Here is a 24480-nt window from a genome sequence, read left to right on the forward strand (position 1 = left end):
CCGGCCGGGTCCATCGGCGGCGGAGCGTGACCAGCGGAGGCCGGCGCGGGTTGTTCCCACCGTGACAGACCCCGCGCATACCGGCCACCCTCCCGCAGCCCGGACGAACTGGGCCCTCGTCCATCCCGTCCTGGCCGCTCTCACCCAGGCCGGCGTGCCGCTCGGCAGGGGCGACCTCCAGCAGCTCCACCACGTGGCGGCGCTCGGCCCGGGGTTCGTCCACACCCTGGCGCGCTGGCTGCGGTCGGCGCATCACGCGCCGCCGCCTCCTCCCGAGGTCGCCGCGTCCGCCGGCCCGCCCGCCTTCCCGGAGGCCGTCCACCCGCCGGCCGTGCCCCGTGACGAGGGCGGCGCGGCCGGGCCGCGACGGCTGAAGGTGTCCTGAGGGGCGTCCGGCCGTCCCTCCCCCCGGGTCAGGATCCCGACGGCCGCGGGCCGTCGGGATCGGCCCTGTGCTCGGCGAGGGCCGACAGCAGTTCCTCGATCGCGGTGAGCCGCCGCTGCAACGCGGCGATGTCACCGCGGGTGGCGCCCTGCTCCGCGGGCTTGAGCGTGATGACCAGCTGTCCGTCCGGCTCCAGCCGCCCGGTGCGGACATCGCTGATGCTGTCGCCGTTCTGCATGCGGACGGCGTGTTTGATCTCCGAGGGGCGCAGCGCCAGGCGCCGTACCGCCCCGGGCACCAGGGCGCCGTCCCGGACGACGGTGGTCGCGGTCCCCTCCAGCAGCCGTGCCGCCCTCGGATCGCCGGCCAGCCAGCGGGTCACCGCGGAGTTGACGGCGACCAGGGTCACCGCCCCGACCACACCGCCGAGGAGGCTGTTGTCCGCGCCGATGACGGCGTTCTGCACGACGTTCGACAGCAGGAAGATGACCACGAAGTCGAAGGTGTTGAGGCCGGCGAGGCCGCGTTTTCCGGCCAGTCGGAACAGCAGCACGAGCAGGGCGTAGACCGCGACCGTGCGAATGATCTTCTCGATGACCGGCATCTGAATGATCACCAGGTCGCGCCACATACCCCGCTCCTCGCAAGCCCGCCGGTGGGGCGGCAACAGCCCGAGCACCGACGCTACGCGCGTCGGCTCCCACGCCCTGCCCGACACCCCGGCACCCCGCCCCGCCCCGGTCCGGCGAGGCGGCCGGGCAGAGCGGGGCGTCGGGTCCGGGCGGCACTGACGGCTCCTTTAGGTCGGATGACCTATTTTTGTCGCATGAACCTCCTCACGGACGTCCACGACGACCTGACCTTCGACGCCGACGGCCCCGTCCTCCTGGTCGGCGGCTACGGCACCGTCGGCACGGAACTGGCGCGGCTCGCCGCCTCCCACTGGCCGCTGCTGCTGACCGGCCGCTCGGAACAGCGCGGGGCCGCACTCGCGCAGGAGCTCGGCGGCGCCGAGGTCCGGCGCTGGGACCTCACCGACCCGACGCCCTTCACCGCCGCCGTCCGCGCCGTGGCGAGCGTGGTCAACGACCCCGACGACCGGGTGCTGCGCGCAGCCGTCCGGTCCGGCGTCCCCTACGTCGACGTGACCCGCTGGACGGCTCGGCTGCAACGGGCCGCCACCGTGGCGGCACTGCTGCGCCCGACGGCGCCGGTGCTGCTCTCCTCCGCCTGGATGGGCGGGGTGACCAGCCTGGTCACGGCCGCCCTGGCGGAGCGGCTCGGCGGGGCCGACCGGGTCGAGACCGCCATCCGGTGGGACCTCGCGGACCGGGCCGGCGCCGACTCGGTGGAGTTCATGGACCGGCTCGGCCTCGACTACGAGGTGGTGCGGGACGGCCGCCGCCGTTCGGTGGCCCCGCTCAGCGGCCCGCGCACCGTCCGGATCGGCGACTCCCCCACCCGGGTCGCCGGGATCGACACCCCCGAGCAGTTCACCCTCCCGCTCACCCTCGGCACCACCACGGCCGCCACCAGGATCGGCTTCAGCTCCCGGGCCAGCACCACGGCGCTGCTCGCCGCCAAGCACGCCGGGCTCTTCCGCTGGGGCCGGGGCGAGCGCTGGGAGCCCGCCCGCCGCGCGCTGCTGTACTCACCGGGCGCGGGCGGCGTGGCCCGGCTGCGGATCGACGTCGGGCACGGCGGACACGGGCTGAGCGCGGTGGTGGAGGACCGCGCGGGGCAGGCCCATCTGACGGCGGTCGGCGCACTGCTGGGCCTGCGCCGGGCCCTGGGCACGGACGGCGCCGCGCCGCCGGTGGGTGTGGCGTTCCCCGAGCAGACGCCCCGGCCGGACCAGGTCCTGGCCGATCTCGCGGCGGTCGGCGTCACCGTCGCCGTCCGCGCCGACGCGCGGACGGGCGCCGACAGCCGGACCGGGGCCGCCGCGTGAGCGGCAAGGGCGAACAGCGGCGGGCGCAACTGCTGGACGCGGCCGAGGAGTTGCTGGCCACCGCGGGCGGCACCGAGCTGTCGATGCGGGCGGTCGCGGCGGCGGCGGGCGTCCGGCTCGGGCATCTGCAGTACTACTTCCCGACGTACGCGGCGCTGGTCGCCGCCGTGCTGGAGCGGGTGCTCGGACGGTCGGCGGAACGGCTGGCGCCGCTGCTCGGGCAGCCGGCCGAGGAGGCCCAGCTGGTCCGGGCGCTGCTGGCCGAGCAGGACGACGCCCGGCTGGTCCGGCTGTTCGCCGAACTGTGGGCGCTGGCGGCCCGCGACGAGGCGGTGGCGGGCGCCGTCCGGGCCTTCTACGCCGAGTACCGGGACCAGGTCGCGGCGTTCCTCGCGGCGCGCCGGCCCGAGCTGCCGGAGCCGGTGCGGCGGGCCCGGGCGCAGGTGTTCGTGATGCTCGTCGAGGGCGCGGCGCTGTTCCGCTCCGGCATCGCGGGCGAGCGCGACCCGGCGGCCGACGAGGAACTGGTCCGGACCGCCCGGGCCCTGCTCGCGCCGTAGGGACCCGCCGGGCAGACTGGCAACGGAGGCCCGGCGGAGGCTCGGAGGCGGCCATGCCGCAGATGGTGGTGGACGGGCGCACCCTCGCGCTCTCGCACCTCGACAAGGTGTACTACCCGCGGACGGGCACGCTCAAGGGCGAGGTACTGCGCTACTACGCGGCCGTGCACACCGCTCTGCTGCCGCACCTGCGCGACCGTCCGGTCTCCTTCCTGCGCTGCCCGGACGGGGTGGAGGGCGAGGTGTTCATCGCCAGGAACCCGCCCGCCGGGACCCCGCGCTGGGTGCGCACGGTGGAGGTGCCGAGCGACGGCGGAGACCTTCGGCAGGTGGTCCTGGACGACGGCGCCGCCCTGCTCTGGGCGGCGAACCTCGGCTGTCTGGAGCTGCACGTGCCGCAGTGGCACGCCGCCGCGCCCGGGCTCGCCGACCGGCTGGTCCTGGACCTCGACCCGGGCGAGGGCGCCTCCGTGCTGACCTGCCGGACGGTGGCCGGGCTACTGCGTGAACGGCTGGCGGCGGACGGGCTCGACGCCTGGGTGAAGACCTCCGGGTCCAAGGGGCTGCACCTGATGGTGCCGCTGGAACCGACGCCGAGCGCACGGGTCTCCGGGTACGCCAAACAGCTGGCCGCCGCGCTGGAGGCGGAGCGTCCGGACCTGGTGGTGCACACCATGGCGAAGGCCCGGCGCACCGGGCGGGTGCTGGTGGACTGGTCGCAGAACGCCGCCAGGAAGACCACCGCCGCGCCCTACACCGTCCGGGCCCGGGCCCGCCCGACGGTCTCCGCACCGCTCTCCTGGGCGGAGCTCGCGCGGGCACGGTCGGCGGAGGAGCTGGTGTTCACCATCGCGGAGGTGCCGGGGCGGCTGGCCGAGCACGGGGATCTCCTCGCGCCGCTGCTCGACCCGGCACGAGCCCGTCCGCTGCCGCCGGCCGCCCGGTCGGCGGCTCCCCCTGCCCCGGCTCCCCCTGCTGGCACGGCCCCCACTGCCCCGGCGGCCGCCGGGGCTCGCGCCACCCGGCCCGCCGGTCCCGTCGTCCTGGAGCCGCCGGTGGAGGTGATGCGCCCGGCCGCCGTGCCGGCCGTCCCGCCGCAGGACGGGCTGGGCGGCTCGGGTGTGCTGTACGAGCTCAAGCTGGACGGCTTCCGCTGTGTGGCCTTCGCGCGCGGCCGGCGCCCGCCGTACCTCCAGTCCCGCTCCGGGCGGGATCTCGCGCCCGACTTCCCCTCGATCGCCGCCGCCGTCGCCCGGCTGCCCGCCGGGCTGGTGCTGGACGCGGAGCTGGTCGCCTGGCACGACGGCCGGTTCGCCTTCGAGGAACTGCTCCGCACCCGGCAGGACCGGACGGCCGGCGACGTGGCCCTCGGCCTGATCGCCTTCGACGTCCTCGCCCTGCCCGGGCGCGACGTGCGACGGCTGCCGCTCACCGACCGGCGCCGGCTGCTGCTCGCGGCGCTCGCCGACGTACCGCCGCCGGTCCAGCCGGTGCTGGCGACCACCGACCGGGCGGAGGCGATGAGCTGGATGGAGCGGCTGGCCGACACCGGTGTGGAAGGCCTGGTCTGCAAAGCCGCCGGCTCCGGCTACCGTGCCCGCGGCGCCGGCCGGCTCTGGGTGAAGTACCGGCGCGGTGACACCGTCGACGCGACGGTGCGCGCCGTCGTGGGAACGCCCGCCCGGCCGCTCGCGCTGGTCCTGGAACTCGACGACGGCCGGGTCCTGCTCTCCGCCCCGCGGCTGACCCCGGTGCAGGCCCACCGGGTCACGGAGGCGGCGGCCGGCCGGCTGGGCCCACCGGTGCGCGACCCGGACCACGGGAGCATCCTGCCGCTGACCGCGGCACTGCGGGCCGAGGTCACCGTCACCCCCGGGCGTCCGCCGACGGCGGCCTTCGTCCGGCTCCGGGGCGACTGAGGACGCCTAATGTCTTCGGGCCCTGGCGGCGTGCGCGAACTCGGTGACCAGGGTGTCGTTGAACACCGGGAGGTCGGCCGGCTTGCGGCTGGAGACCAGGACGCCGGGGCCCGCCCGGCAGACGTGGACCTCCTCGTCCACCCACCGGGCGCCCGCGTTGACCAGATCGGTCCGGATGCTCGGCCAGGAGGTCAGCGTCCGCCCGCGCACGGCGTCCGCCTCCACCAGCGTCCACGGGCCGTGGCAGATCACCGCGACCGGCCGGCCGGACGCGCAGAAGGCGCGGACGAAGGCGACGGCGGCCGGATCCATCCGCAGGATGTCGGGGTTGGCGACCCCGCCGGGCAGGACGAGACCGTCGTAGCGGACGAGGTCCGCCTCGGCGGCGACCTCGTCCACCGGGAAGGTGTCGCCGCGGTCCAGGTGCCGGAAGGCCTGGACCCGCCCGGGCTTGGTGGAGACCAGCCTCGGCGTGCCTCCGGCCTCGGCCACGGCCTGCCAGGGGGAGGTCAGTTCGACCTGCTCGACGCCTTTCGGCGCGACCAGGAAGGCGACCGTCCGGCCGGTGAGGGTGACCAGGGGCATCGGGGTTCACCCCGTGTAGTGCTCGGCCAGCGCGGAGCGGCCGCGGGCGGTCAGCTCGACGGCCGAGGGCGGCGGGGCGGAGCGGATCCGGGCGCGCGGGCAGTCGAGGTGGACCACCAGTTCCAGGTGGTCGATCCGGGACACCAGCCCGACCGGGACGAGCACCCGGGCGCCGGGCACCCAGGGCCCGGTGTCCACCAGCAGGTGGTCGGCGGCATCGCTCTCCACCCGGCCGAGCGGACCGTCGGTCGCCTCCACCTCGTAGCCCGCCAGGCTCAGATCGGCAGCGTGATGGGAGCCCGGACGGTACTCCCACAGGTCGGTGGTCATCACGCCTCCGGTTGGTCCCAGGGACGGCGTTCGGGGGGCTCCGGGCGCTCGCCGGGCCCGGCGCTCCGGCCGTACGCGTCGTCCTCGCGCCGGTCACGGCTCGCGGTGCGACGGCGCAGCAGCACCGCCGCGGCGGCCGCGACGGCCACCGACGCCGCCCACACCACCCCGAGGGCCGTCAGCACCGGCACGGTCGGCGTCCGCACACCGATGCTGAGGCAGATCGCCGACATCACCAGGGCGGTCAGCAGCGCAGCAGGCGGCACCCGGTGCGGCGCGCCGTGCAGCACGCCCCGGAAGCGGCCGGACTGCTTGGCGCCCATCGTGCTCAACCGCCGGTCCAGACGGGTGTCCTGGCGGAGGTCGCACTCGATCTCCTCGAGGAGCCGGCGTTCCCGTCCGCTCAACGCGGGTCCGTCCATCTCGGTCACCTCCGACACTTCCGGTGACGTCCTCACACCCGGGCGGTTGCCCGGTGCGGTGGTGCGTTAACCGCTCCGGCCGGCCGGTGCGGCGGGAGCCGTCGTCGGACCGAAGGCCCTGGGGCGGGCCAGCAGGCTGTCGTCCAGCACCCGGAGCAGGGCGGCGGCGTCGCGGTGCACCTCGGCCGCGCCGGCCGCCCGCAGCTCGGGACCGCCGTCACCACCGGTCTCCACCGCGACGCACATCACCCCGGCCTGCCGCGCCGCCCACACTTCGCGCACGCTCCCGGCCAGGTAGACGGCGTGCGACGGCGAGCCGTCCACCAGGTCGAGGGCGGCGCGAACGGGGTCGCGGCCCGGGTCGGTCACGGTCAGGGCGGGCGCCCTGGCCGGGCCCGGCCCGGTCAGCACCACCGTCCAGCCACGGGCGGCGCACTCGTGCAGCAGCTCGGCGGAACCGGGCAGCGCGTCACACCAGTCGGTTCCGAAGAGTGCTGCCGAGATGACCGTCATGGCCCACCGTTCCCGTTCCGTCCCGCGCGGGCCCCGCTCCCGCACCACGCACCGGCGCGCCCTTCCAGGTTAGGCCCCTACCCCCGGCCCGCGCCCGGCGCGGACGCTCCCGGCACCACACCGCCCGGGCCGGGCGGTCACCGGACCGGCAGGGCGGCCGGCTCGGGGTCGGTGGCGAGCCGGGCGTGCAGGTGCTCGGCGTGGTACTCGCCGTCGCCGAAGCGGTGGGAGGCGCGCAGAATGCCCTCGGCGGGGTAGCCGCAGCGCTCGGCGACCCGGCAGGACTCCTCGTTCCCCACCGCGTGGGCGATCTCTGTCCGGCGGGTGCCGGCCGTGGCGATGCCCCAGCTGGTGACGGCCCGGGTGGCCCGGGTGGCGACGCCGCGGCCCCGGGCGCCCGGCAGCAGCCAGTAGCCGATCATCGCCAGCCCGTCCGCGCGGTCGATCCACCGCAGGGCGACATTGCCCAGCAGTTCGCCGCCGGCGGTGTCGGTGACGGCGAACGCGGCCGTGGTGCCGTTCGCCCAGCCGGTCGCCCAGCGGTCGAGGTACGCCTCGGCCCCGGCCCGGTCGGCGGCGCGGATCGGGTTCCACAGGGCTATCGCGGGATCGGCCGCCGCGGCGATCACACCGGCCACCGCACCGCCCGGGATGTCCGTCTCCCGGCTCCACGGGCGCAGCAGGAGGTCGCCCAGGTCCAGCGTGGCCGGGGCGAAGGGACGGTGGTCGGCGGTGGTTTCCACGGGGTTCATCCGCCCTTCCTACCCCGCCCCGAGCCCCCGCACCACCGGTTTTTCACCGCCCGGCGCGACACCCGCGGGGCGGTCACGGCGGCGCCCGGTGGCGGCAGGCCGTGAGGCCGTGCCGCCACCGGGCGCGGGTGCGGGCGCGGAGCCCGTCAGATCCGGGCGAGGTAGCCGTTGTCGACCAGCCAGAGCACGTTCAGCCTGGCCGGGCCGCCCGGCACCAGGGCGGCGTCGAGCTGGTACTGCAGGCCGTAGCCGGGCTGGCCGAACCAGGGGGCGATCGGGCCGGCGTGCACCTTGAACGGCTTCAGCACCTTGTAGTCGTGGTAGTTGCAGGTGGCCGCCGGGTTGCTGTCGAGGCTCTGCGGCGGGATCGAGCGGGTGGCGTAGGGCAGGCCCTCCGGGGCGAGGAAGGAGCCGTACTCGCTGCCGTAGCGGTCGATGTTCTGGTTCGGGTAGAGGGTGAGCTCGAACTCGATCGGCGTGCCGTCGGGCAGCGTGACGTAGCCGTTGGCCGGCGGGTAGATCCAGCCCGGGCTGCCGTTGTTGGCGGTGGGGCTGTAGTAGGTGGCGAGGAACTTGTCCTCGGAGAGGTTGCCGGTGCGCTTGTAGCCGATCAGCTCGCGGCCGACCGGGCCGGTGATCGGCAGGTCCTCGGGGCCGAGGCGCGGGTCGCCGTGGTGGTCGGCGGCCGAGCACTCGTTGGACGGGGTGGCGCCGGCCGCGGCAGCGGACGCCGGGACGCCCGGGGCGAGGAGGGCGACGACCGCGGCGAGCGGCGCGACGAGCAGGCGAAGGCGAAGGCGCACGATGTCTCCGTCGTAAAGGCGTCATAGTGACGTCGTATCAGCGTGGGAGCGGATCGAAGGACGGCTGGTCACCCTCCGTGTCCGAGCTGGCACCTAGGCAATCGGATCAGATGATCCTTCGTCAATACGACTGATCCATATGGCTGTCGAATTCTCCGATTTCGGCCAACCGGCGTGCAGGACTGCATCAGGGCGTGGAAACTGAAAGGTCGCACGCGGGGCGCGCGCCCCGTTCGGACGCAAGTCCGCCGTCACCGACTGCTGGGCGCGATCCTGCCGAGCGCGTGCAGCAGCCGGTCGAGGGCGTCCCTGGAGTTGGGCTCGGTCAGGTTGACCATCAGCCGGAAGGCCACCTTCAGCAGGGCCGGGTGGCCGAGGCCGAGCGCACCGGCCGCGCCGAGCAGCCGGGGGCGACCCAGCACGTCGGCGACGACCCGGCCGAGCGCGAAGTAGCCGTCGTAGGCGGAGCGCAGGGCCTGCGGGTAGGCGCGCAGGGCGAGTTCACGGCCGCGGTCGGTGCGCCGGGCCAGCGCCTGGACGATCGTCTCGGCGGCGTAGCGGCCGGACTCCATCGCGTACGCGATGCCCTCGCCGGTCGCCGGGCTGACCGTGCCGCCCGCGTCGCCGACCAGCAACAGGCCTTCGGCGTAGTGGGGTTGGCGGTTGAGGCCCATCGGGAGGGCGGAGCCGCGGACGGGCTCGGTGACGCCGTCGGGGGTGTAGCCGTACTCGGGGGGCAGCTCGGCGCACCAGCGCCGGAGCAGGTCCCGCCAGTCCAGCTCGCGGGCCACGGCGCCCGTGTCCAGCACGCCCAGGCCGACGTTGGCGGTACCGTCGCCCATCCCGAACACCCAGGCGTAGCCGGGCAGCAGGCGGCGGGCCGGGTCCCTGGGGTCGCGCAGGTCCAGCCAGGCCTCCAGGTAACGGTCCTCGTGCCGGGGGGTGGTGAAGTACGTCCGGTAGGCGACGCCCATCGCCCGGTCGGTGCGGCGGTAGCGCTTCATCGCGAGCGACAGCCGGGTCGAGTTGCCGTCGGCGGCGACCACCAGGGGCGCGTGGTAGGAGACGGGCCGCCGCTCCTCGCCGAGGCGGGCCGTCACCCCGATGATCCGGCCGGTCCGCTCGTCCAGCAACGGGCCCGCCACGGAGGCCCGTTCGATCAGCCGGGCGCCGGCCGAGGCGGCGCGGCGGGCGAGCAGTTCGTCGAAGTCGGCCCGCCGCCGGACCAGTCCGTGCCCCGGGAAGGCCGACAGCTCCGGCCAGTCCAGCTCCAGCCGGCGCCGCCCGGAGACCAGGCGCAGCCCGCGGTTGTGCAGCCAGCCGGCCTCCTCGGAGACGTCGATGCCGAGATCGGTCAACTGCTTGACGACGCGCGGCGTCAGACCGTCCCCGCAGACCTTCTCGCGGGGGAAGGCCGACTTCTCCAGCAGCAGCACGTCGAGCCCGGTCCGGGCCAGGTGGTACGCGGTGGTGGAGCCCGCCGGGCCCGCGCCGACCACGATCACGTCCGCGCCGTCCTCCGCGCGGCCGACGCCGCCGTTACCGGACAACTGCTGCTCTGGGCCGGGCATCGCGCACTCCCACGGGTCTGGTCGGCTGTGGACTCAGCGGTCTCAGACGATAGGGACAGCGACGGCCGTGCCGCGCCCCGACACGCTGACCCGCCCCGAGGACCGGTCATTACCGGCCACCGGGGCGCAGGGGGTGGTGCGGTAGGCGGCGCACGCGGCGGCGTGGGAGCCACAGGAGGCGCGCGCGGCTCAGGGGTTGACCGCGAGCACCACGTACGCCGCCAGCACCGCCAGGTGCACCCCGCCCTGGAGCGGGGTGGCGCGGTTCGGGATGATGGTCAGCGTGCCCACCGCGACGGTGAGCGTGAGCAGCACCAGGTGCGCCGGGCCGAGGCCCAGCACCAGTGGTCCGGGGAGCCAGGCGGAGGCCACCGCGACCGCGGGGATGGTCAGCCCGATGCTCGCCAGCGCCGAGCCGAGCGCCAGGTTGAGGCTGGTCTGCACCCGGTTGCGCAGGGCCGCGCGCAGCGCCGCGATGGTCTCCGGCAGCAGCACCAGCAGGGCGATCACCACACCGACCACCGAGGACGGCAGCCCGGCCGAGTAGACGGCGGACTCGATGGTCGGCGAGACGCCCTTGGCCAGGCCGACCACCGCGACCAGCCCGAGCGCCAGCAGCAGCAGGCTGATCGCCGCCGCCCGGGCGGTCGGCGGGTCGGCGTGGTCCTCCTCGTCGAGGACCGCGCCCTCGGCGCTGACGGGCAGGAAGTAGTCCCGGTGCCGGACCGTCAGGGTGGCGACGAACAGCCCGTACAGCACCAGCGAGGCGGTCGCCGCGAACACCAGCTGGGTGGAGGAGAACTGCGGGCCCGGCGAGCTGGTGGTGAAGGTCGGCAGCACCAGGCTGAGCGTGGCGAGGGTGCCGATGCCGGCGAGCGCCGCGCCGGTGCCCTCGGCGTTGAACACCGCGACCCGGTACTTGACGGCGGCGACCAGGAGGGAGAGGCCGAGGATGCCGTTGCAGGTGATCATCACGGCGGCGAACACGGTGTCCCTGGCCAGGGTGGCGGCCTTGTCGCCGCCGTCGGCCATCAGCGTGACGATCAGCGCCACCTCGATGACCGTCACGGCGACCGCCAGCACCAGGGAGCCGAACGGCTCCCCCACCCGGTGGGCGATCACCTCGGCGTGGTGCACGGCGGCGAGCACGGCGCCGGCGAGGAAGCAGGCCACCACGCCGACCACCCATCCGGGCAGGTCGCGGTGCCAGGTCAGGACGAGGGCGACGAAGGAGAGCACCGGAACGACGACGGTCCATTGCGCGGTGACTGCACGGAGCTTCGTGATCATGCGGCCGAGCATCCCAGACCGGACCCCCCGTCGCCGGGCAACGGCGCCGTGGCGGCCCGGCCGGTGTCGGGCCGCCACGGGGTCACGGCAGGGGCGCGCGGAGACACGCGGGGCCGCGCAAAGGGCCGCACGGGGCCGCGCAGAGGGCCGTGCTGAGCCGCCGTCGGGGCCCGTGGCACGGCCCGGCCGCCCGGGCCGCTCAGCCGCCGTACTCGGCGAGGTACGCCAGCACCTTCGTCACATGCGCCTTCACCCGGTCGGGTACGCCGCCCGCGTCGGCCACGGTCTTGTCGCTGGTCCGGTAGGCCGCCGTGACCAGGGCGGGCAGGTCGGTGGTGAAGCCCCGGCGCTTTATCTGCTGGTCCAGCCAGCAGACGTAGTTGCCCATCGAGGCGATCGCGTCGGCCGGGTCCATGTAGTCCTTGACGCCGTCGTGGTCGCCGTCCTGCGCCCAGGCGTTGAACACCGCGGGCGTCCACATCGCGATGCCGTACTCGTTGGTCCCGGGGCGGGCGGCCTTCGGGTCGAAACCGCTCTCCCCCTTGATCATCGCGGCCAGCAGGACCGGGGTGATCTCGGGCTCGGGGCAGCGCCGGGCGGCGTCCCCGATCGGGCCGCGGAGCGCCTCGGGGACGTCGGAGCCGGCCGGGATCGCGCCGCGCGGCGGGGGCGGCGGCGCGCGGAGGTCCGGTGCGGCCGGCTCGGGGGCGCCGGTGAGGGCCAGGACGGCGGCGGCGGAGAGCAGGCCCGCCCCGGTTCGCAGGCCGGGCCGGCGGCGCGCGGCCGGCGGGCGGGTCGGCGGACCGGCGAGCAGGGCGGCGAGGTCGACCCGCGCCCGTGCCGCCCGGTCGGGGGTGAGGCAGGCGGTGACGGCCGCCCGCCACGGCTCGCGCAGCGTCTCGTCCAGCCGCAGCGGCGCCGCGCCGCGCGCGTACGCCTGGGCGGCGAGCGAGCGGGCCCGGGCGGTGGCGCCGAGGAAGGGGTGCAGGCCGCCGGTGAGCAGTTGGTGGGCGATGACCCCGAAGGCCCAGATGTCGGCGCTCGGGCGCAGCGCGACACCGCGGGCGCCGGTGCGCTGGGACCACCACTCGGGTGGGACGTGGTCGGGCGAGCCGAGTGGCGGGGCGTAGGCGTGGGTTCCCTCCAGCTCGGCGGTGAGGCCGAAGTCGGCGAGCTTGGCGGTGCCGTCGGGCATCAGCAGGATGTTGGCGGGTTTGAGGTCGCCGTGCACCCAGCCTGCGGTGTGCATATGGGTGAGGCCGGCGCAGACGTCGGCGAGGACGCGCTCGGCGCCGGGGACGGGCAGGCCCGGGCGGGCGGTGGCGAGGACGTCCTGGAGGCTGTGGGCGGCGCGTTCCATCACCAGGGCGACGGCCCCGTCGAGGTCGGGGTGCGCGGGGTCGTCGATGGTGACCACGGCGAGGGTGCGGATCAGGTTGGGGTGGTCGGCGCGGCGGCTGAAGCTCATCTCGCTGCGGGCTATCTGCGCCATGGTCCGGCGCTGGCCCGGGCTGAGCCGGGCGGGGCGGAGGAACTTGACGGCGGCGTCGGGGCGGCCGCCCGGCGCGCGGGCGGCGTGGACGCTGCCCCAGGCGCCCGCGCCGATGAGTTCGCCGGTGCGGTAGCCGGCCACGGGGTAGCCGGGCGGGATGCCGAACGGCGGTTCGTCGGACCGGGTGGTGGGCCTCACCACGGGGTCAGCAGCCGCGCCGGGGCGGGAGCAGCGCCAGATGCTCCTCCCGGACGAGGTCGAACTTCAGTGCCAGTGCCACGAGTTCCTCCCTTTTTCCACCGGCCCGGGCGGCCCCGGGGTCGTCCTCGGGCGCCTCGCGCAGCCGCAGTTTGGTGGCCACCAGGTAGTCGATGTGGTAGTTGACGGCGGATCGGGTCAGCCCCCGGCAGGACGGCAGGGCGCGCAGCCGGGCCACCACGTCGGTGGCGCCGGGGACGACGGCGGCGGACGGCGAGCGCAGTCGCGGCTCGCAGAGGGCGAGCAGGACGAGGAAGTACTTGGCGGTCGGGTCCAGGGCGAACGGACTGACCGTCCGCTCGCCGCCGCCGGTCCCGGACCCGGCCTCCAGGTAGGCGTGTTGCGGTGCGAACACCTTGAAGGCGGCCGGTTCGCCGAGGGCCGGCAGCAGGACCCGGGAGAACTCGAACGGCACCGGCGCGCCGATCCGCCCGGGCGCCACCTTGACGTGCTCGCCGGCGCCCTCCAGGTTCTCCACCACGTACGTCGCGGAGGTGCTGAAGTTGGAGAGCCGCCAGTAGTCCTCGGCGGCGACGACCTCCCCCGCACGGCGGGAGACGCCCTGGTCGGCGAGGGGAATGACGGCGGGCCGGCCGGGCTCGCCGCGGCCGAAGACCGCGGCCTCCCCCGGGCCCATCCGCAGCAGTTCGGGCCGGCCGCGGAGCGCGGCTCCCGGGCGGGGTTCGGGCAGTTGCACGATGACCGTGTCCACGCAGCCACCTCCATGGGTCGGGTCGACCCTAGCGGCCCGAACGGCCTCGCGCCGCTGCGCCACTCGTACGAGTGAACGCGGTGGCGGCGGGCAGGAGTTGCCGGTCGGGCAGGCGCTGCCGGGTGGACGGCGGGCTGGCGAACGGTGCTGTCACCGGCTCCCTGAACGGCGTTCGCCGGGCCGCTGAACATCACACCAATTGGTCGCTGCATGTGGTTGAACGGTCACCTTGAGTGTGATGCAACGCACATATGTCATGCCCATGATTTATGCAAGACTCATCCCACGGAGTGAGATTCCCTTACTTTCCAAGGAGGTTCATATCATGCGCGCTCAAATCGCAGCCCTGATGGTCACGGTGGCAGGGATCACGGCAGGGCTGGCCGCCCCGGCCTCGGCGGCGACGGTGACGGACGAAACCGGGGCGGTGGCCTGCGCCGCCGTGGCCAACCACCCGTGCGTCTGGCAGGAGAAGGACGGCGGAGGGGGCGTCGTCGGGGTCGCGCAGGTCTCGGCGGCCGACCCCGCGCACCTGACGCTGGTTCAGGTCGAGGTGCGGACGCAGCGCACCTGGGGCGGACCCTGGGTGACCGCCGCCTCCGCGACCACCGTGCAGGCCGGGTTCGCCAAGGCCGTCACGCCGCGGGTGGTCACCAGCGACCTCACCATCGTCTGCGCGACCGGCGGCCCGCTGCTGGACGTGGCCCAGCGCGTCACCACCTGTACCAACCCCTTCTGATCCCCCTCGGCCCAACGGGGATCCACCACGAGCCGGGGCCACGCGCCCCCTCTCCAGGGCCGGTCGCCGGGTCCGCAACCGGCGGCCGGCCCGCCCCTCGTGACACCGCCGACCGGGCCGACCACCCCTCCCCCGGCGCCCTCAGCCGCCACTCGGGAAGTTCACGGCACGCGCCCAGGCCGAGGCCGCGCCAACCATGCGCCGAGCTCCTCCCCGAACCCGCCCGGCGTGTGCGACTCTATTTTTCCTGAACGGCCTTCCGGCGGTCCCGCAGCCAGCGGGCGAAGGCGTCCAGGGCCGGCACCGGGGCCCGGCGGCCGATGCCGATCCGGAACCGGTCGGCGGGCGTGGGGGTGAGCTCGGAGCGGTAGATGCTCGCCGGCAGCAGCAGGACGCCGGCCTGCTCGACCAGCGTGGTGCAGAACGCCTCGACACCGTCCGCGCCCAGGTAGCGGGGGTAGGCGACACAGCCGCCGTCCGGCGCCCGCCAGTCGAAGAGCTCGGCGAACTCGGTGAAGAACTGGTCGAAGACCGGCAGGTTGGCGTCGATGATCGCGCGGTTGCGGGCCAGGATCTGCTCGCGGGCGTTGATGGCGATCCGGGCCAGGATCTCGCTGGGGGCGGAGTTGCAGATCGTGGTGTAGTGCTTGGCGCGCTCCAGCCGGGAGCGCAACTCCCGGTCGCGGCAGGCGATCCAGCCGATCCGCAGACCGGGCAGGCCGAGCGACTTGGAGGTGACGTTGAGCGAGAGGGCGCGCTCGGAGAGGTCGGCGGCCTGGGCCAGCGTGCGGGCGGGGTCGCGCTCCAGGCCGCGGTAGACCTCGTCGCTGAAGAGGCGGATGCCGCGTTCGTCGCAGAGTTCGGCGAGCCGGGCGAAGTCGGCCGCGTCGATGATCTTCCCGGTGGGGTTGTTGGGGAAGTTGACCGAGACGACCCGGGTGTTGGGGCGCAGCGCGGCGGTGAGCCGGTCGAGGTCGAGCGCCCAGTCCCGGTCGGCGTCCAGGGGGACGCCGGTGACCTCGCAGAGCGAGAGCGGAATGGTCTCGGCGGACTGGTAGTTGGGGGTCACCACCACGGCGTGGTCGCCGGGGCCGAGCAGCACCTGCATGGCGAGGTTGAGCGCCTCCTGCGCGCCGCCGAAGCAGATCACGTCGTCGGCGTCCACCAGGCTGTACATGCCCGCGATCGCCTCCCGCAGGGCCGGGTCGCCGAAGGTCTCGGTGTAGCCGAGGGCGAGGGTGTCCCAGGCGTGCCGGTCCTCGGGGCCCGCCAGAGCGAGCAGTTCGGACATCGCCATGGTCTGGGCGTCCGAGGCGGTGAGGTGGTGGCGGGCGGTGAACTCCCAGCGGGAGAAGTAGGTCTCCAGGCGGAAGTCGGGGAGCTTGGTCATCTCTCGGTCCTCTGGTGTGCCGGTGGTGCGGGCTCGGCCCTGAGCTCGGCGAGCAGGGTGTAGACGGTGGAGCGCGAGACCTTGAGCGCGGTGGCGACGGCCGGGACGGCGCGGCGGACCGCGAACACCCCGGCCCGGTCGAGTTCGCGCAGCACGGCGAGCCGGTCGTCGCGGCCGAGCCGCTCCGGTGGGCGGCCGTGGGCGCGGACGTAGCCGCCGATGACGTCGTTCATCCGCTCGGTCCAGTCGCGCTCGAAGAGCGGTTCGGGCCGGGGGGCGGTGGGTGCGGCGAAGCCGGCCAGCAGGGCGGCGGCGTGGTCGAGCGGGCCTCGGTCGAGGTTGACGCAGAGCACCGCCGAGGGCCGCCCGTCGGCGTCGCGCAGCACGGCGCTGACCGAGGAGAGCCGCCGCCCGTCGGGCAGCAGTTTCTCGTACGGCCCGTAGACGTCGGGCGCGGCCGGGTCCAGTGCGTCCAGTTCGCCGAGCAGCGACGGGTCGCCGGGGGCGCGGCCGGTCATCGGGTTCCAGATGGCGAGCACCCGGTCGCGGACGGCGTCGTGCAGCACCACCTCGGTGTACGGCCCGAGGAGCAGCGCCACCGCCTGGCAGACGGGCGACCAGGTCCGGACGCGGGGGTCGGTGGTCTCTTCGGTCACCTCTGGACTGTACGTCCGGGCTGGACATTCCGTCCAGAGGCGCCCGCCCCGGCCTCGCGATGGCGGGGCCGGGGCGGGCGCGGGGCGTCCGGGGGTGCTCAGCCCTGGGCGACGAGCGCCGCGAAGGCGCTCTCCAGCCCGGCCACCGCCGCCGCCAGCAGGGCGACCGTCCTGAGCGCGTCCACGACGGCGCCCACCCGGCGCCGGAGCCTGCTCTCCCGGGGCTGTTCCAGGGCCGCCTCCTCCAGGATCTCGGCCAGGGCCGCATCCGCGTCGGCCGCGTCCTCCTCCGGCACCGCGCCCGGCCGCTCGTCCCGCAGCCGGGCGAGCGCGGCCCGCAACGACCGCGCCGCGGTGAGCAGCCCCTCCGGACCGGCCGGGCCGCCCGCGGGAGCGCCGGCCCCGGCGCCGATCCAGACGGTGGCGCCCCGGCCGCCGGCGACGGGCCCGTACACCGTGCTGCCGCCGGTCACCACGACGCCGCTGTTCGCGCCGGCGCCGGGCGCCGACCCGCCCGGATCTTCCCGACTGTCCGTCACTTCGCTTCCCCGTCTCAGCTCTTCGGGACTTCGAGGTGCACCGACGACCCGGCACCGCCGGCCACCGGGCCGTTCACGGTGCTGCCGCTGACCACGACGCCGTTGTTGATGTTGGTGATGCTCTGCGACTGCTTCTCGAAGGCGGCACTGTCGTAGCCGCGCGCCCGCAGCTCCTCCCCCACCGCGCTGAAGACCCGCTGGGTGACGGTGCCCAGGAACCGCTGCACGTCGTGCGACTGGAAGATGTTCTGGTACTCGGCCGCCGAGCCCAGTTCGCGCACGCTCAGCCTCGGCGCGTAGTCGACGGCGTAGCCCGTGGAGGTGACCTGCCTGTAACGTCGCGCCAGGCTCGCGGCACGCCCGCGCGAGGACCACACCTCGCCCAACTGGCCGACCGCGACGGCGATGTCGCCACCCAGCCGGCGCGCGGCCCAGCCGAGCGCATTGGCGGCGTCGGCGGGCCCGGAGTGCCGTCCGAGCGCGTCGATCACGTGGTACGCCGGGTCCACCGGGGGCAGGACGTACGGCAGCCATTCCAGGTGGAGCAGCCCGCCCCGGGTGGTGGCGCGCACCAGCACGGTGACCACCACCTCCTCCTGCCAGGAGCCGACCCTGATCGCCAGGTAGTGCCGCAGCCGCTCGTGGCCGGAGCGGCTCAGCAGGTCCGCCCAGGCCGGTTCGAGCAGGATCCGGTCGCCGGCGTGGGCGGACATCCGGCCGCGCCAGTGCCGGGGATCGTCGACGCGCAGGCTGGGCCGGAACACCCGGTCGGTGACCGAGAGCCCGCGCAGCGGGTCCTCCGGGTAGCGGGTGTCCTCGGCCAGCGCCCGGACCCGCGCGGCGACCGCCCGGTAGAGGGCCGAGGCGTCGATCGGCTCGGCCGGCCGCCCTTCGGCCACCCGCGCGGCCGAGGGCTGCAGTTCGAACGTCATCCGCCAGATCGGGCCCGGCAGGCCCAGGCCGACCAGCGGCGCCCGGCGGCGGTAGAGCAGTTCCGGCCCGCTCTGCTGTTCGCGCAGCCGCTGGTACAGCCAGGCGGCCCGCTTCCCGTTCGGCTGCGGGGGCGGGCCCGCCGGGCGCATCGCCGGTCCGGCGAGCCGGCGCCGGATCGCGAGGCGCAGCCCGGCCGCGATCAGCCAGAGCAGGACCAGTTCGGCGACCGCGTACCCGGCCCTGGCCACCGTGTCCGGGTCCAGCCGTCCGGCCTGGTCCCGGAGGTAGGTGAAGGCCACGGCGAGCGCGGACAGCGCCACGAGGAAGGTGAGCGTGCCGGAGAGGCCGCCCTTGGCGCGCCCGCGACCGGGGCGGCGCGGGGCGCGGGCGACGGTCAGGCGCTCCAGCGAGAGCCCGAGCCGGTGGTCCATCCGGTCCGCGCCGAACCCGCCGGCCGCGCCGAGGACCAGCGCCGCCACCGCGGCCGTGATCCCCGCCTCGGGGCCGAAGAGCGGGAACCCGGCGGCGAGGACGGCGAGGCAGGCCGCGCCGGTCCAGGCCTCCCAGCGCCGGGCGGTGAGCGCCTCGTGCAGCACCCGGACCAGGTCGGTGCCCGGGGAGGGGGCCGGAATCCGGAAGGACTGCTCGACCAGTTCCTCGATCACCTCGGCACGGAAGCCGCGGTCCAGCCAGGCCGCCGCGCAGAGGTAGCGGGTCGCGTCGCCCGGGACGGGGCCGGCCTGGTTGTGCAGGTTCTCCGGCGTCGCCGCGAGCGTCGCCCGGAGGTCGCGGGGCGGGCTGCCGGGTGGTCGCGGCGGGTAGAGCGGCGGTGGCGGCACCCTGTCGTCCATTGCGTCCCCCGAGGAGAAGACATGCCAACAAGACGGAACAGTAAAGCAGTTGGGGCGCGGCATGGACAGCTTCCGGTACCGCTTCGGCGGTAACGGTTCGGCACCGCCGGGCGGGGCGCGCCGAGCGGTGTGCAGAAAATTGGAGTCTGAGAGTCGCATTCGCTAGCCTTTCGAACGTGAGGCTGACCAAGAGCACCGACATCGCCCTCCGCATCGCCATGCGGCTGGCCGTCCTCGACGAGGGCGCCAACCCGACCACCCGCGAGGTGGCCGAGGCGGTGGGCGTGCCGTACACCCACGCCGCCAAGGTGGTCAGCCGGCTGCAGCACCTCGGTGTGGTGGAGGCGCGGCGCGGGCGCGGCGGGGGCCTGGTGCTCACCTCCGCCGGGCGGACCGGTTCGCTCGGACCGCTCCTGCGCGAGCTGGAGGGGGTCGGCGACGTGGTCGGCTGCGAGGACGAGCCACCCTGCCCGCTGCGGGCGGCCTGCCGGTTGCGCGGCGCGCTGCGCGGGGCGCAGGAGGCGTTCTTCGCGGCGCTCGACCCGCTCTGCATCGACGACCTGGTCACCGCGCCGACCGGACCGTTGCTGCTCAGCCTCTCCCGCAGACCCGATCACACCTGAACCCGGACCCGATCCCGCCCGAAGCCCCCTGAACCCGCAGACCCCGGGCCGTGCATCCGCACGCCCTAAAATACGACTCTTAGATACCAATTTGGAGCGAGCCCCATGCTGTCCGCCAAGTCCGCCGAGGTCGTCGAAGCCACCCTGCCCGTCGTGGGCGGTGCGATCGGCGACATCACGCCGCTCTTCTACGACCGGATGTTCGCGGCCCACCCGGAGCTGCTGCGCGACCTGTTCAACCGGGGCAACCAGGCCAACGGCAGCCAGCGGCAGGCGCTGGCCGGCTCGATAGCCGCGTTCGCCTCGGCCCTGATCGCCCACCCCGACCAGCGGCCGGACGCGATGCTCGCCCGGATCGCGCACAAGCACGTCTCGGTGGGCATCACCAACGACCAGTACCGGATCGTCCACGAGCACCTGTTCGCCGCCATCGTCGACGTGCTCGGCGAGGCCGTCACCCCCGAGGTCGCCGCCGCCTGGGACGAGGTCTACTGGCTGATGGCCAACGCGCTGATCGCCGTCGAGGACCGGCTGCGCGCCGAGACCGCCCTCGGCCAGGACGGCCAGGACGGCCTCTGGCGCCCGTACACGGTGGTCGCCCGCTACCAGGAGACCGACGAGGTGACGACGTACCTGGTCCGCCCGGCGGACGGCGGACCGGTGCCGCCCTCGCGCCCCGGCCAGTACGTGTCGGTGCGGACGGTGCTGGCGGACGGCGCCCGGCAGATCCGCCAGTACAGCCTCTCCGGCAGCCCGGACGGCGCCCTCCAGTTCTCGGTCAAGCGGGCCGCCGGGACCGCGGGCGCGCCGGACGGCGAGGTCTCCCACCACCTGTACGAGCACCTGCACGCCGGCACGACGATCGAGCTCACCCCGCCGCTCGGCGACGTCGCGCCGGCCGACGGCGACGGGCCGGTGCTGCTCGCCTCCGCGGGCATCGGCAACACCCCGATGACCGCGATGCTCGCCCACCTCGCCGCGACCGGCTCGACCCGGCGCGTGGTCTCCGTCCACGGCGACCGCGACCAGCTCTCGCACGCCTTCCGCGCCGACCTCGCCCAGCTCACCGCCAAGCTGCCGGACGCCACCGCCCACGTCTTCTACGAGCGGCCGCTCGGCGACTGGCCCGCCGAGCGCACCGGCCTGGTCGACCTCTCGGCGGTCGCGGTCCCGGCCGGTACCACCGCCTACCTCTGCGGGCCGCTGCCCTTCCTCCGCTCGGTCCGGGCGCAGCTGCTCACGGCGGGCGTGCCGGCCGCGGACATCCACTACGAGGTGTTCGGCCCGGACCTCTGGCTCGGCCAGGACGCCTGATCCCCCGGCGTGGAAGCCGCCGCCAGGCCGGTCCGCTCGGTACGATCACGGGCGGGCCGGCCAGGCGGCCCCCGCGGACCAGTCGGGAGGACCGATGCGTGTCGCGCTCTTCGCCACCTGCGTCAACGACGCGCTGTACCCGTCCACGGCGATCGCCACCGTCCGGCTGCTGGAACGGCTCGGCGTCGACGTCGACTTCCCGCCGGAGCAGAGCTGTTGCGGGCAGCCGCAGTTCAACACCGGCTACCGGCGGGCCTGCGAGCCGCTGGTGCGGCGGACGGCCCGGGCGTTCGCCGGCTACGACCACGTGGTGACGCCGTCCGGCTCCTGCGTGGCGATGGTCCGCGACAGCTACCCCCGGATCGGCGCCAAGGCGGCCGCCGAGGGGCGCGGTACCGAACTCGCCGACATCGCGACCTCGTTGGCCCCGCGGGTGGTGGAGCTGACCGAGTTCCTGACGGACGTCCTGGGCGTCGAGGACGTCGGCGCGCACTTCCCGCACACGGTGACCTACCACCCGTCCTGCCACGGGCTGCGGATGCTGGGGCTGGGCGAGCGGCCCACCCGGCTGCTACGGGCCGTCAAGGGACTGGAGCTGGTGGAGCTGCCGGGCGCGGACGAGTGCTGCGGCTTCGGCGGCACCTTCGCGGTGAAGAACGCGGCGGTCTCGGCGGCGATGGCCGAGGACAAGCTGCGGCACGCCCTCGGCACCGGCGCCGACGTCCTCTGCGGAGCCGACAACTCCTGTCTGCTCCATCTCGGCGGGACGCTGCGCCGGCGCGGCGACGCGCTGCGCCCGCTGCACCTGGCCGAGATCCTGGCGAGCACCGAGGAGCACCCGTGGAGGCCCGCATGAACAGCGCCCGCAGCACCGCCGGAGGCACCGGTGACAGGACCTTCCTCGGCATGCCCGCCTTCCCGCAGGCCGCCGCCCGCGCCGTCCGGGACGAGCGGTTGCGCGCCAACCTGCGGCACGCCACCCACACCATCCGCGACAAACGGGCCCGCGCCGTCGCCGAACTCGCCGACTGGGCCCAGCTGCGCGCCGCGGGCAAGGCCGTCAAGGACCACACACTGCGCCATCTCGACCGCTACCTGGTCCAGTTGGAGGAGGCGGTGACGGCGGCGGGCGGCACCGTGCACTGGGCCGCCGACGCCGACGAGGCCAACCGGATCGTGACCGGGCTGGTCCGCGCGACCGGCGAGCGCGAGGTGGTCAAGGTCAAGTCGATGGCCACCCAGGAGATCGGGCTGAACGAGGCGCTGGCCGCCGCGGGCATCACCGCGTACGAGACCGATCTCGCCGAGCTGATCGTGCAGTTGGGCGACGACCGGCCCTCGCACATCCTCGTCCCGGCGATCCACCGCAACCGCTCCGAGATCCGGGAGATCTTCGCCGACCGGATGGCCGCCTGGGGCCGGCCCGCGCCCGAGGGCCTCACCGACTCCCCCGCCGAGCTGGCCGAGGCCGCCCGGCTGCACCTGCGGGAGAAGTTCCTCCGCGCCCGGGTGGCGGTCTCCGGGGCCAACTTCATGGTCGCCGAGACGGGCACGCTGGTGGTCGTGGAGTCCGAGGGCAACGGCCGGATGTGCCTCACCCTGCCGGACACGCTGATCTCGGTGGTCGGGATCGAGAAGGTGGTGCCCACCTGGCGGGACCTGGAGGTCTTCCTCCAGCTGCTGCCCCGGTCGTCCACCGCCGAGCGGATGAACCCGTACACCTCGCTGTGGACCGGCACCACGGACGGCGACGGGCCGTCCGACGTCCACCTCGTGCTGCTCGACAACGGCCGGACGGCGGCGCTCGCCGACCAGGTCGGCCGCCAGGCACTGCGCTGCATCCGCTGCTCGGCCTGCCTCAACGTCTGCCCGGTGTACGAGCGGGCCGGCGGCCACGCGTACGGCTCGGTGTACCCGGGGCCGATCGGCGCCATCCTGACGCCCCAACTGCGCGGCACCGCGAGCGAACTGGACGCCTCGCTGCCGTACGCCTCCTCGCTCTGCGGGGCCTGCTACGAGGTCTGCCCGGTGGCGATCGACATCCCCGAGGTGCTGGTGCATCTGCGCGAACGGGTCGCCGAACAGGGCGGGCACCGGCTGGAACGGGCGGCGATGACCGCCGCCGGGTACGTGCTGGACCACCCGGCGGCGCTCGCGGCGGCCGAGCGGCTGGCCTCCCGCACCCGCCGGCTGCACCCGCGCCGGATGCCGGGGCCCGGCCGGGCCTGGACCGACACCCGGGATCTGCCGGAGCTGCCCGCCGAACCCTTCCGCGACTGGTGGCGGAGGAACCGCCCGTGACCGTCGGAGAACCCCTGCCCACCGGAGGACCTTTGAACTCCCGCGAGCTGATCCTCGGCCGGATCCGTGCCGCACTGGGCGAGCCCGCCCCGCCGCCCGAACAGCCGCTGCCCCGCGACTATCTGAGCAGCCACACCCCGGAGGACGACCCGGCGGCGCTGCTCGACCTGCTGCACCACAACCTGGCCGACTACCGTGCCCTGGTCCACCGCTGCACCACCGACCGGCTCCCGGCGCTGATCGCGGAGCTGCTCACCGCGCGCGGCTCCCGGACCGTCGCCGCCCCGCCCGGCCTGCCGCCGTCCTGGCTCTCCGCCGCCACCGCACGGCCGCTGCCGGACGACGGCACCCTCACCGCCGCCCGCCTCGACACCGTGGACAGCGTGGTCACCGGCTGCGCCCTGGCGATCGCCGAGACCGGCACGCTGGTCCTGGACGCCGGCCCCGCCCAGGGCCGACGGCTGCTCACCCTCGTCCCCGACCACCACATCTGCGTCGTCCTGGCGCCCGGGCAGGTCGTCCCGTCCGTCCCCCGGGCGCTCCCGCGCCTCGACCCGGCCCGGCCGCAGACCTGGATCTCCGGCCCGTCCGCCACCAGCGACATCGAACTCGACCGGGTGGAGGGCGTGCACGGCCCGCGCACCCTGGAGGTCGTGCTGGTCACTCCGGCCTGAGCTCCAGGGTGCAGCACTTGGCACCGCCACCGCCCTTGAGCAGTTCGGAGAGGTCCACCGGGACGGGCTCGTAGCCGTGCCCGGCCAGCCGGGCGGCCAGACTCCCGGCGGCCTCCGGCAGCAGCACCCGGCGGCCGTCCGAGACGGCGTTGAGACCGAACACCTCGGCGTCCGCACGGTCGGCGAGGATCGCGTCCGGGAAGAGCGCGCGCAGCGCGGCCCGGCTGTCGGGGGCGAAGGCCCCGGGGTAGTACATGATGTGGTCGTCGTCGAGCACGGCGAGCGCGGTGTCCAGGTGGTAGAAGCGCGGATCCACCAGGGTCAGGCTGAGCACCGGGACGCCGAACATCGCGCCGGCCTCGGCGTGCGCGGCACGGTCGGTGCGAAAACCCGTCCCGGCCAGCACCAGGCGGCCGGCCACCAGGTGGTCGCCCTCGCCCTCGTTGACGTACCCGGCACGGCGCACCTCCCGGTAGCCGCGGGCCCGGAACCAGGCGTGGTAGGCGTCCGACTCGCCGGCCCGCTCGGGGTGCCGGAAGGTGGCGACCAGCGCCCGGCCGCCCAGCACGGTGGCGCCGTTGGCGGCGTAGACCATGTCGGGCAGGCCGGGCAGCGGGTCGATCAGCTCGACGGTGTGGCCGAGTTCGCGGTACAGCGCGTACAGCCGCTCCCACTGGCGCACGGCCAGCGCGGTGTCGGTCGGCCGCGCCGGGTCCATCCACGGGTTGATCGCGTAGCCGACGGTGAAGTACGTCGGGCGGCACATCAGATAGCGCCGCGGCCGGGCGGTGCGGTCGGGGGTTCGGTTCGGCATACGGCAGCCTCCGCCGTCCGGAGTGCGGGAGGACGTTCGTACGGAAGTACGGTCCAGAGGGCGGGCTGCCCAGGCCGGGCCGTTCGCACGCACACGCGGACAC

At 75.0% G+C, this 24480-nt stretch carries 26 protein-coding genes and 1 pseudogene; 11 read left to right on the forward strand and 16 right to left on the reverse strand.

Translation table 11 applies throughout. The features are described from left to right. The first annotated feature begins 61 nt into the window (after positions 1 to 61). Entirely contained in the window at positions 62 to 385 is a 324-nt protein-coding gene (locus tag ACIQIB_RS14745) for a hypothetical protein (RefSeq protein WP_400758189.1), read from the forward strand. Between the two features lie 28 nt (positions 386 to 413). Here the strand turns inward: ACIQIB_RS14745 and ACIQIB_RS14750 are convergent, their stop codons facing one another. Then, complete coding sequence (locus ACIQIB_RS14750) at positions 414 to 1016, reverse strand: DUF421 domain-containing protein (protein WP_400651777.1); 603 nt, start codon at positions 1014 to 1016, stop codon at positions 414 to 416. A 195-nt stretch (positions 1017 to 1211) separates the two neighbouring features. On the opposite strand from ACIQIB_RS14750, the gene ACIQIB_RS14755 reads away from it, so the two are divergent. The 4 genes and pseudogenes from ACIQIB_RS14755 to ACIQIB_RS14770 all read left to right on the forward strand — a co-directional run bounded on the left by ACIQIB_RS14755 (position 1212) and on the right by ACIQIB_RS14770 (position 4815). Continuing rightward, positions 1212 to 2336 carry a saccharopine dehydrogenase gene (locus ACIQIB_RS14755; RefSeq protein WP_400758191.1) on the forward strand — a complete coding sequence of 375 codons (1125 nt, stop codon included), beginning with the start codon at positions 1212 to 1214 and terminating at the stop codon, positions 2334 to 2336. Beyond that, positions 2333 to 2896, forward strand: coding sequence for a TetR family transcriptional regulator (locus ACIQIB_RS14760; RefSeq protein ID WP_363606152.1), 564 nt, complete (start codon positions 2333 to 2335; stop codon positions 2894 to 2896). The genes ACIQIB_RS14755 and ACIQIB_RS14760 overlap by 4 nt, the downstream gene beginning before the upstream one ends. Before the next feature lie 53 nt (positions 2897 to 2949). Beyond that, positions 2950 to 3828: pseudogene (gene ligD, locus ACIQIB_RS14765) on the forward strand (non-homologous end-joining DNA ligase); the annotation flags it as partial. 132 nt (positions 3829 to 3960) lie between these two features. Next, on the forward strand, positions 3961 to 4815 hold the full coding sequence (locus ACIQIB_RS14770) for a DNA ligase (protein WP_400758332.1): 855 nt from the start codon (positions 3961 to 3963) through the stop codon (positions 4813 to 4815). 6 nt (positions 4816 to 4821) lie between these two features. On the opposite strand, the gene ACIQIB_RS14775 is transcribed toward ACIQIB_RS14770, so the two are convergent. The 10 genes from ACIQIB_RS14775 to ACIQIB_RS14820 form a co-directional block, all read right to left on the reverse strand. Beyond that, positions 4822 to 5400 (reverse strand): type 1 glutamine amidotransferase domain-containing protein, encoded by a 579-nt coding sequence (locus tag ACIQIB_RS14775; RefSeq protein ID WP_400651773.1) that lies wholly within the window; start codon positions 5398 to 5400, stop codon positions 4822 to 4824. 6 nt (positions 5401 to 5406) lie between these two features. After that, positions 5407 to 5730, reverse strand: a complete 324-nt coding sequence (locus tag ACIQIB_RS14780) for a PRC-barrel domain containing protein (protein WP_400651771.1) — start codon at positions 5728 to 5730, stop codon at positions 5407 to 5409. After that, positions 5730 to 6152 (reverse strand): hypothetical protein, encoded by a 423-nt coding sequence (locus ACIQIB_RS14785; protein WP_400651769.1) that lies wholly within the window; start codon positions 6150 to 6152, stop codon positions 5730 to 5732. Before ACIQIB_RS14785 ends, ACIQIB_RS14780 begins: the two co-directional genes overlap by 1 nt. 66 nt (positions 6153 to 6218) lie before the next feature. Next, positions 6219 to 6665 carry an HAD family hydrolase gene (locus ACIQIB_RS14790; protein WP_400758193.1) on the reverse strand — a complete coding sequence of 149 codons (447 nt, stop codon included), beginning with the start codon at positions 6663 to 6665 and terminating at the stop codon, positions 6219 to 6221. Positions 6666 to 6802: 137 nt separating this feature from the next. Continuing rightward, entirely contained in the window at positions 6803 to 7417 is a 615-nt protein-coding gene (locus ACIQIB_RS14795; protein ID WP_400651764.1) for a GNAT family N-acetyltransferase, read from the reverse strand. Between the two features lie 146 nt (positions 7418 to 7563). Then, the gene (locus ACIQIB_RS14800) at positions 7564 to 8220 is read right to left on the reverse strand and encodes a TNT domain-containing protein (RefSeq protein ID WP_400758195.1); all 657 of its coding nucleotides are present in this window, start codon (positions 8218 to 8220) and stop codon (positions 7564 to 7566) included. A gap of 251 nt (positions 8221 to 8471) precedes the next feature. Beyond that, a complete protein-coding gene (locus ACIQIB_RS14805; protein WP_363606163.1) occupies positions 8472 to 9791 on the reverse strand; it encodes a geranylgeranyl reductase family protein in 1320 nt (439 codons plus the stop codon). 189 nt (positions 9792 to 9980) lie between these two features. Beyond that, entirely contained in the window at positions 9981 to 11081 is a 1101-nt protein-coding gene (locus tag ACIQIB_RS14810) for an ionic transporter y4hA (RefSeq protein WP_363606164.1), read from the reverse strand. A gap of 199 nt (positions 11082 to 11280) precedes the next feature. Then, positions 11281 to 12774 carry a serine/threonine-protein kinase gene (locus ACIQIB_RS14815; protein ID WP_400758197.1) on the reverse strand — a complete coding sequence of 498 codons (1494 nt, stop codon included), beginning with the start codon at positions 12772 to 12774 and terminating at the stop codon, positions 11281 to 11283. Positions 12775 to 12778: 4 nt separating this feature from the next. Beyond that, positions 12779 to 13543, reverse strand: coding sequence for a serine/threonine protein kinase (locus tag ACIQIB_RS14820; protein WP_363606166.1), 765 nt, complete (start codon positions 13541 to 13543; stop codon positions 12779 to 12781). Positions 13544 to 13868: 325 nt separating this feature from the next. On the opposite strand from ACIQIB_RS14820, the gene ACIQIB_RS14825 reads away from it, so the two are divergent. Beyond that, positions 13869 to 14282, forward strand: a complete 414-nt coding sequence (locus tag ACIQIB_RS14825; RefSeq protein ID WP_400758200.1) for a hypothetical protein — start codon at positions 13869 to 13871, stop codon at positions 14280 to 14282. Between the two features lie 238 nt (positions 14283 to 14520). Here ACIQIB_RS14825 and ACIQIB_RS14830 read toward each other — a convergent pair whose 3' ends face one another. From ACIQIB_RS14830 to ACIQIB_RS14845, 4 genes are all read right to left on the reverse strand, one after another. Next, positions 14521 to 15672, reverse strand: coding sequence for an aminotransferase class I/II-fold pyridoxal phosphate-dependent enzyme (locus ACIQIB_RS14830; protein ID WP_400758202.1), 1152 nt, complete (start codon positions 15670 to 15672; stop codon positions 14521 to 14523). Continuing rightward, complete coding sequence (locus ACIQIB_RS14835) at positions 15669 to 16328, reverse strand: transcriptional regulator (RefSeq protein ID WP_400651748.1); 660 nt, start codon at positions 16326 to 16328, stop codon at positions 15669 to 15671. The genes ACIQIB_RS14830 and ACIQIB_RS14835 overlap by 4 nt, the downstream gene beginning before the upstream one ends. Before the next feature lie 98 nt (positions 16329 to 16426). Continuing rightward, positions 16427 to 16867: a hypothetical protein gene (locus ACIQIB_RS14840; RefSeq protein ID WP_400758204.1), complete on the reverse strand. Its 441-nt coding sequence runs from the start codon at positions 16865 to 16867 to the stop codon at positions 16427 to 16429. A 14-nt stretch (positions 16868 to 16881) separates the two neighbouring features. After that, the gene (locus ACIQIB_RS14845; protein WP_363606173.1) at positions 16882 to 18651 is read right to left on the reverse strand and encodes a hypothetical protein; all 1770 of its coding nucleotides are present in this window, start codon (positions 18649 to 18651) and stop codon (positions 16882 to 16884) included. A 176-nt stretch (positions 18652 to 18827) separates the two neighbouring features. Here ACIQIB_RS14845 and ACIQIB_RS14850 point away from each other — a divergent pair, with 176 nt between their 5' ends. From ACIQIB_RS14850 to ACIQIB_RS14870, 5 genes are all read left to right on the forward strand, one after another. Beyond that, positions 18828 to 19274: an Rrf2 family transcriptional regulator gene (locus ACIQIB_RS14850; protein ID WP_363606175.1), complete on the forward strand. Its 447-nt coding sequence runs from the start codon at positions 18828 to 18830 to the stop codon at positions 19272 to 19274. A gap of 105 nt (positions 19275 to 19379) precedes the next feature. Next, the gene (locus tag ACIQIB_RS14855; protein ID WP_400758207.1) at positions 19380 to 20588 is read left to right on the forward strand and encodes a globin domain-containing protein; all 1209 of its coding nucleotides are present in this window, start codon (positions 19380 to 19382) and stop codon (positions 20586 to 20588) included. Between the two features lie 94 nt (positions 20589 to 20682). After that, positions 20683 to 21444, forward strand: coding sequence for a (Fe-S)-binding protein (locus ACIQIB_RS14860; protein ID WP_363606177.1), 762 nt, complete (start codon positions 20683 to 20685; stop codon positions 21442 to 21444). After that, positions 21441 to 22889: a lactate utilization protein B gene (locus ACIQIB_RS14865; RefSeq protein ID WP_400651733.1), complete on the forward strand. Its 1449-nt coding sequence runs from the start codon at positions 21441 to 21443 to the stop codon at positions 22887 to 22889. The genes ACIQIB_RS14860 and ACIQIB_RS14865 overlap by 4 nt, the downstream gene beginning before the upstream one ends. 32 nt (positions 22890 to 22921) lie before the next feature. Next, on the forward strand, positions 22922 to 23563 hold the full coding sequence (locus tag ACIQIB_RS14870; RefSeq protein ID WP_363606322.1) for an LUD domain-containing protein: 642 nt from the start codon (positions 22922 to 22924) through the stop codon (positions 23561 to 23563). On the opposite strand, the gene ddaH is transcribed toward ACIQIB_RS14870, so the two are convergent. Then, positions 23550 to 24377: a dimethylargininase gene (gene ddaH / locus ACIQIB_RS14875; RefSeq protein ID WP_363606179.1), complete on the reverse strand. Its 828-nt coding sequence runs from the start codon at positions 24375 to 24377 to the stop codon at positions 23550 to 23552. The two genes, ACIQIB_RS14870 and ddaH, sit on opposite strands and share 14 nt — an antisense overlap. Positions 24378 to 24480: the final 103 nt, after the last annotated feature.

The sequence above is a fragment of the Kitasatospora sp. NPDC092286 genome (assembly GCF_044755565.1).
In the GTDB taxonomy this organism is placed as follows: Bacteria; Actinomycetota; Actinomycetes; order Streptomycetales; family Streptomycetaceae; genus Kitasatospora.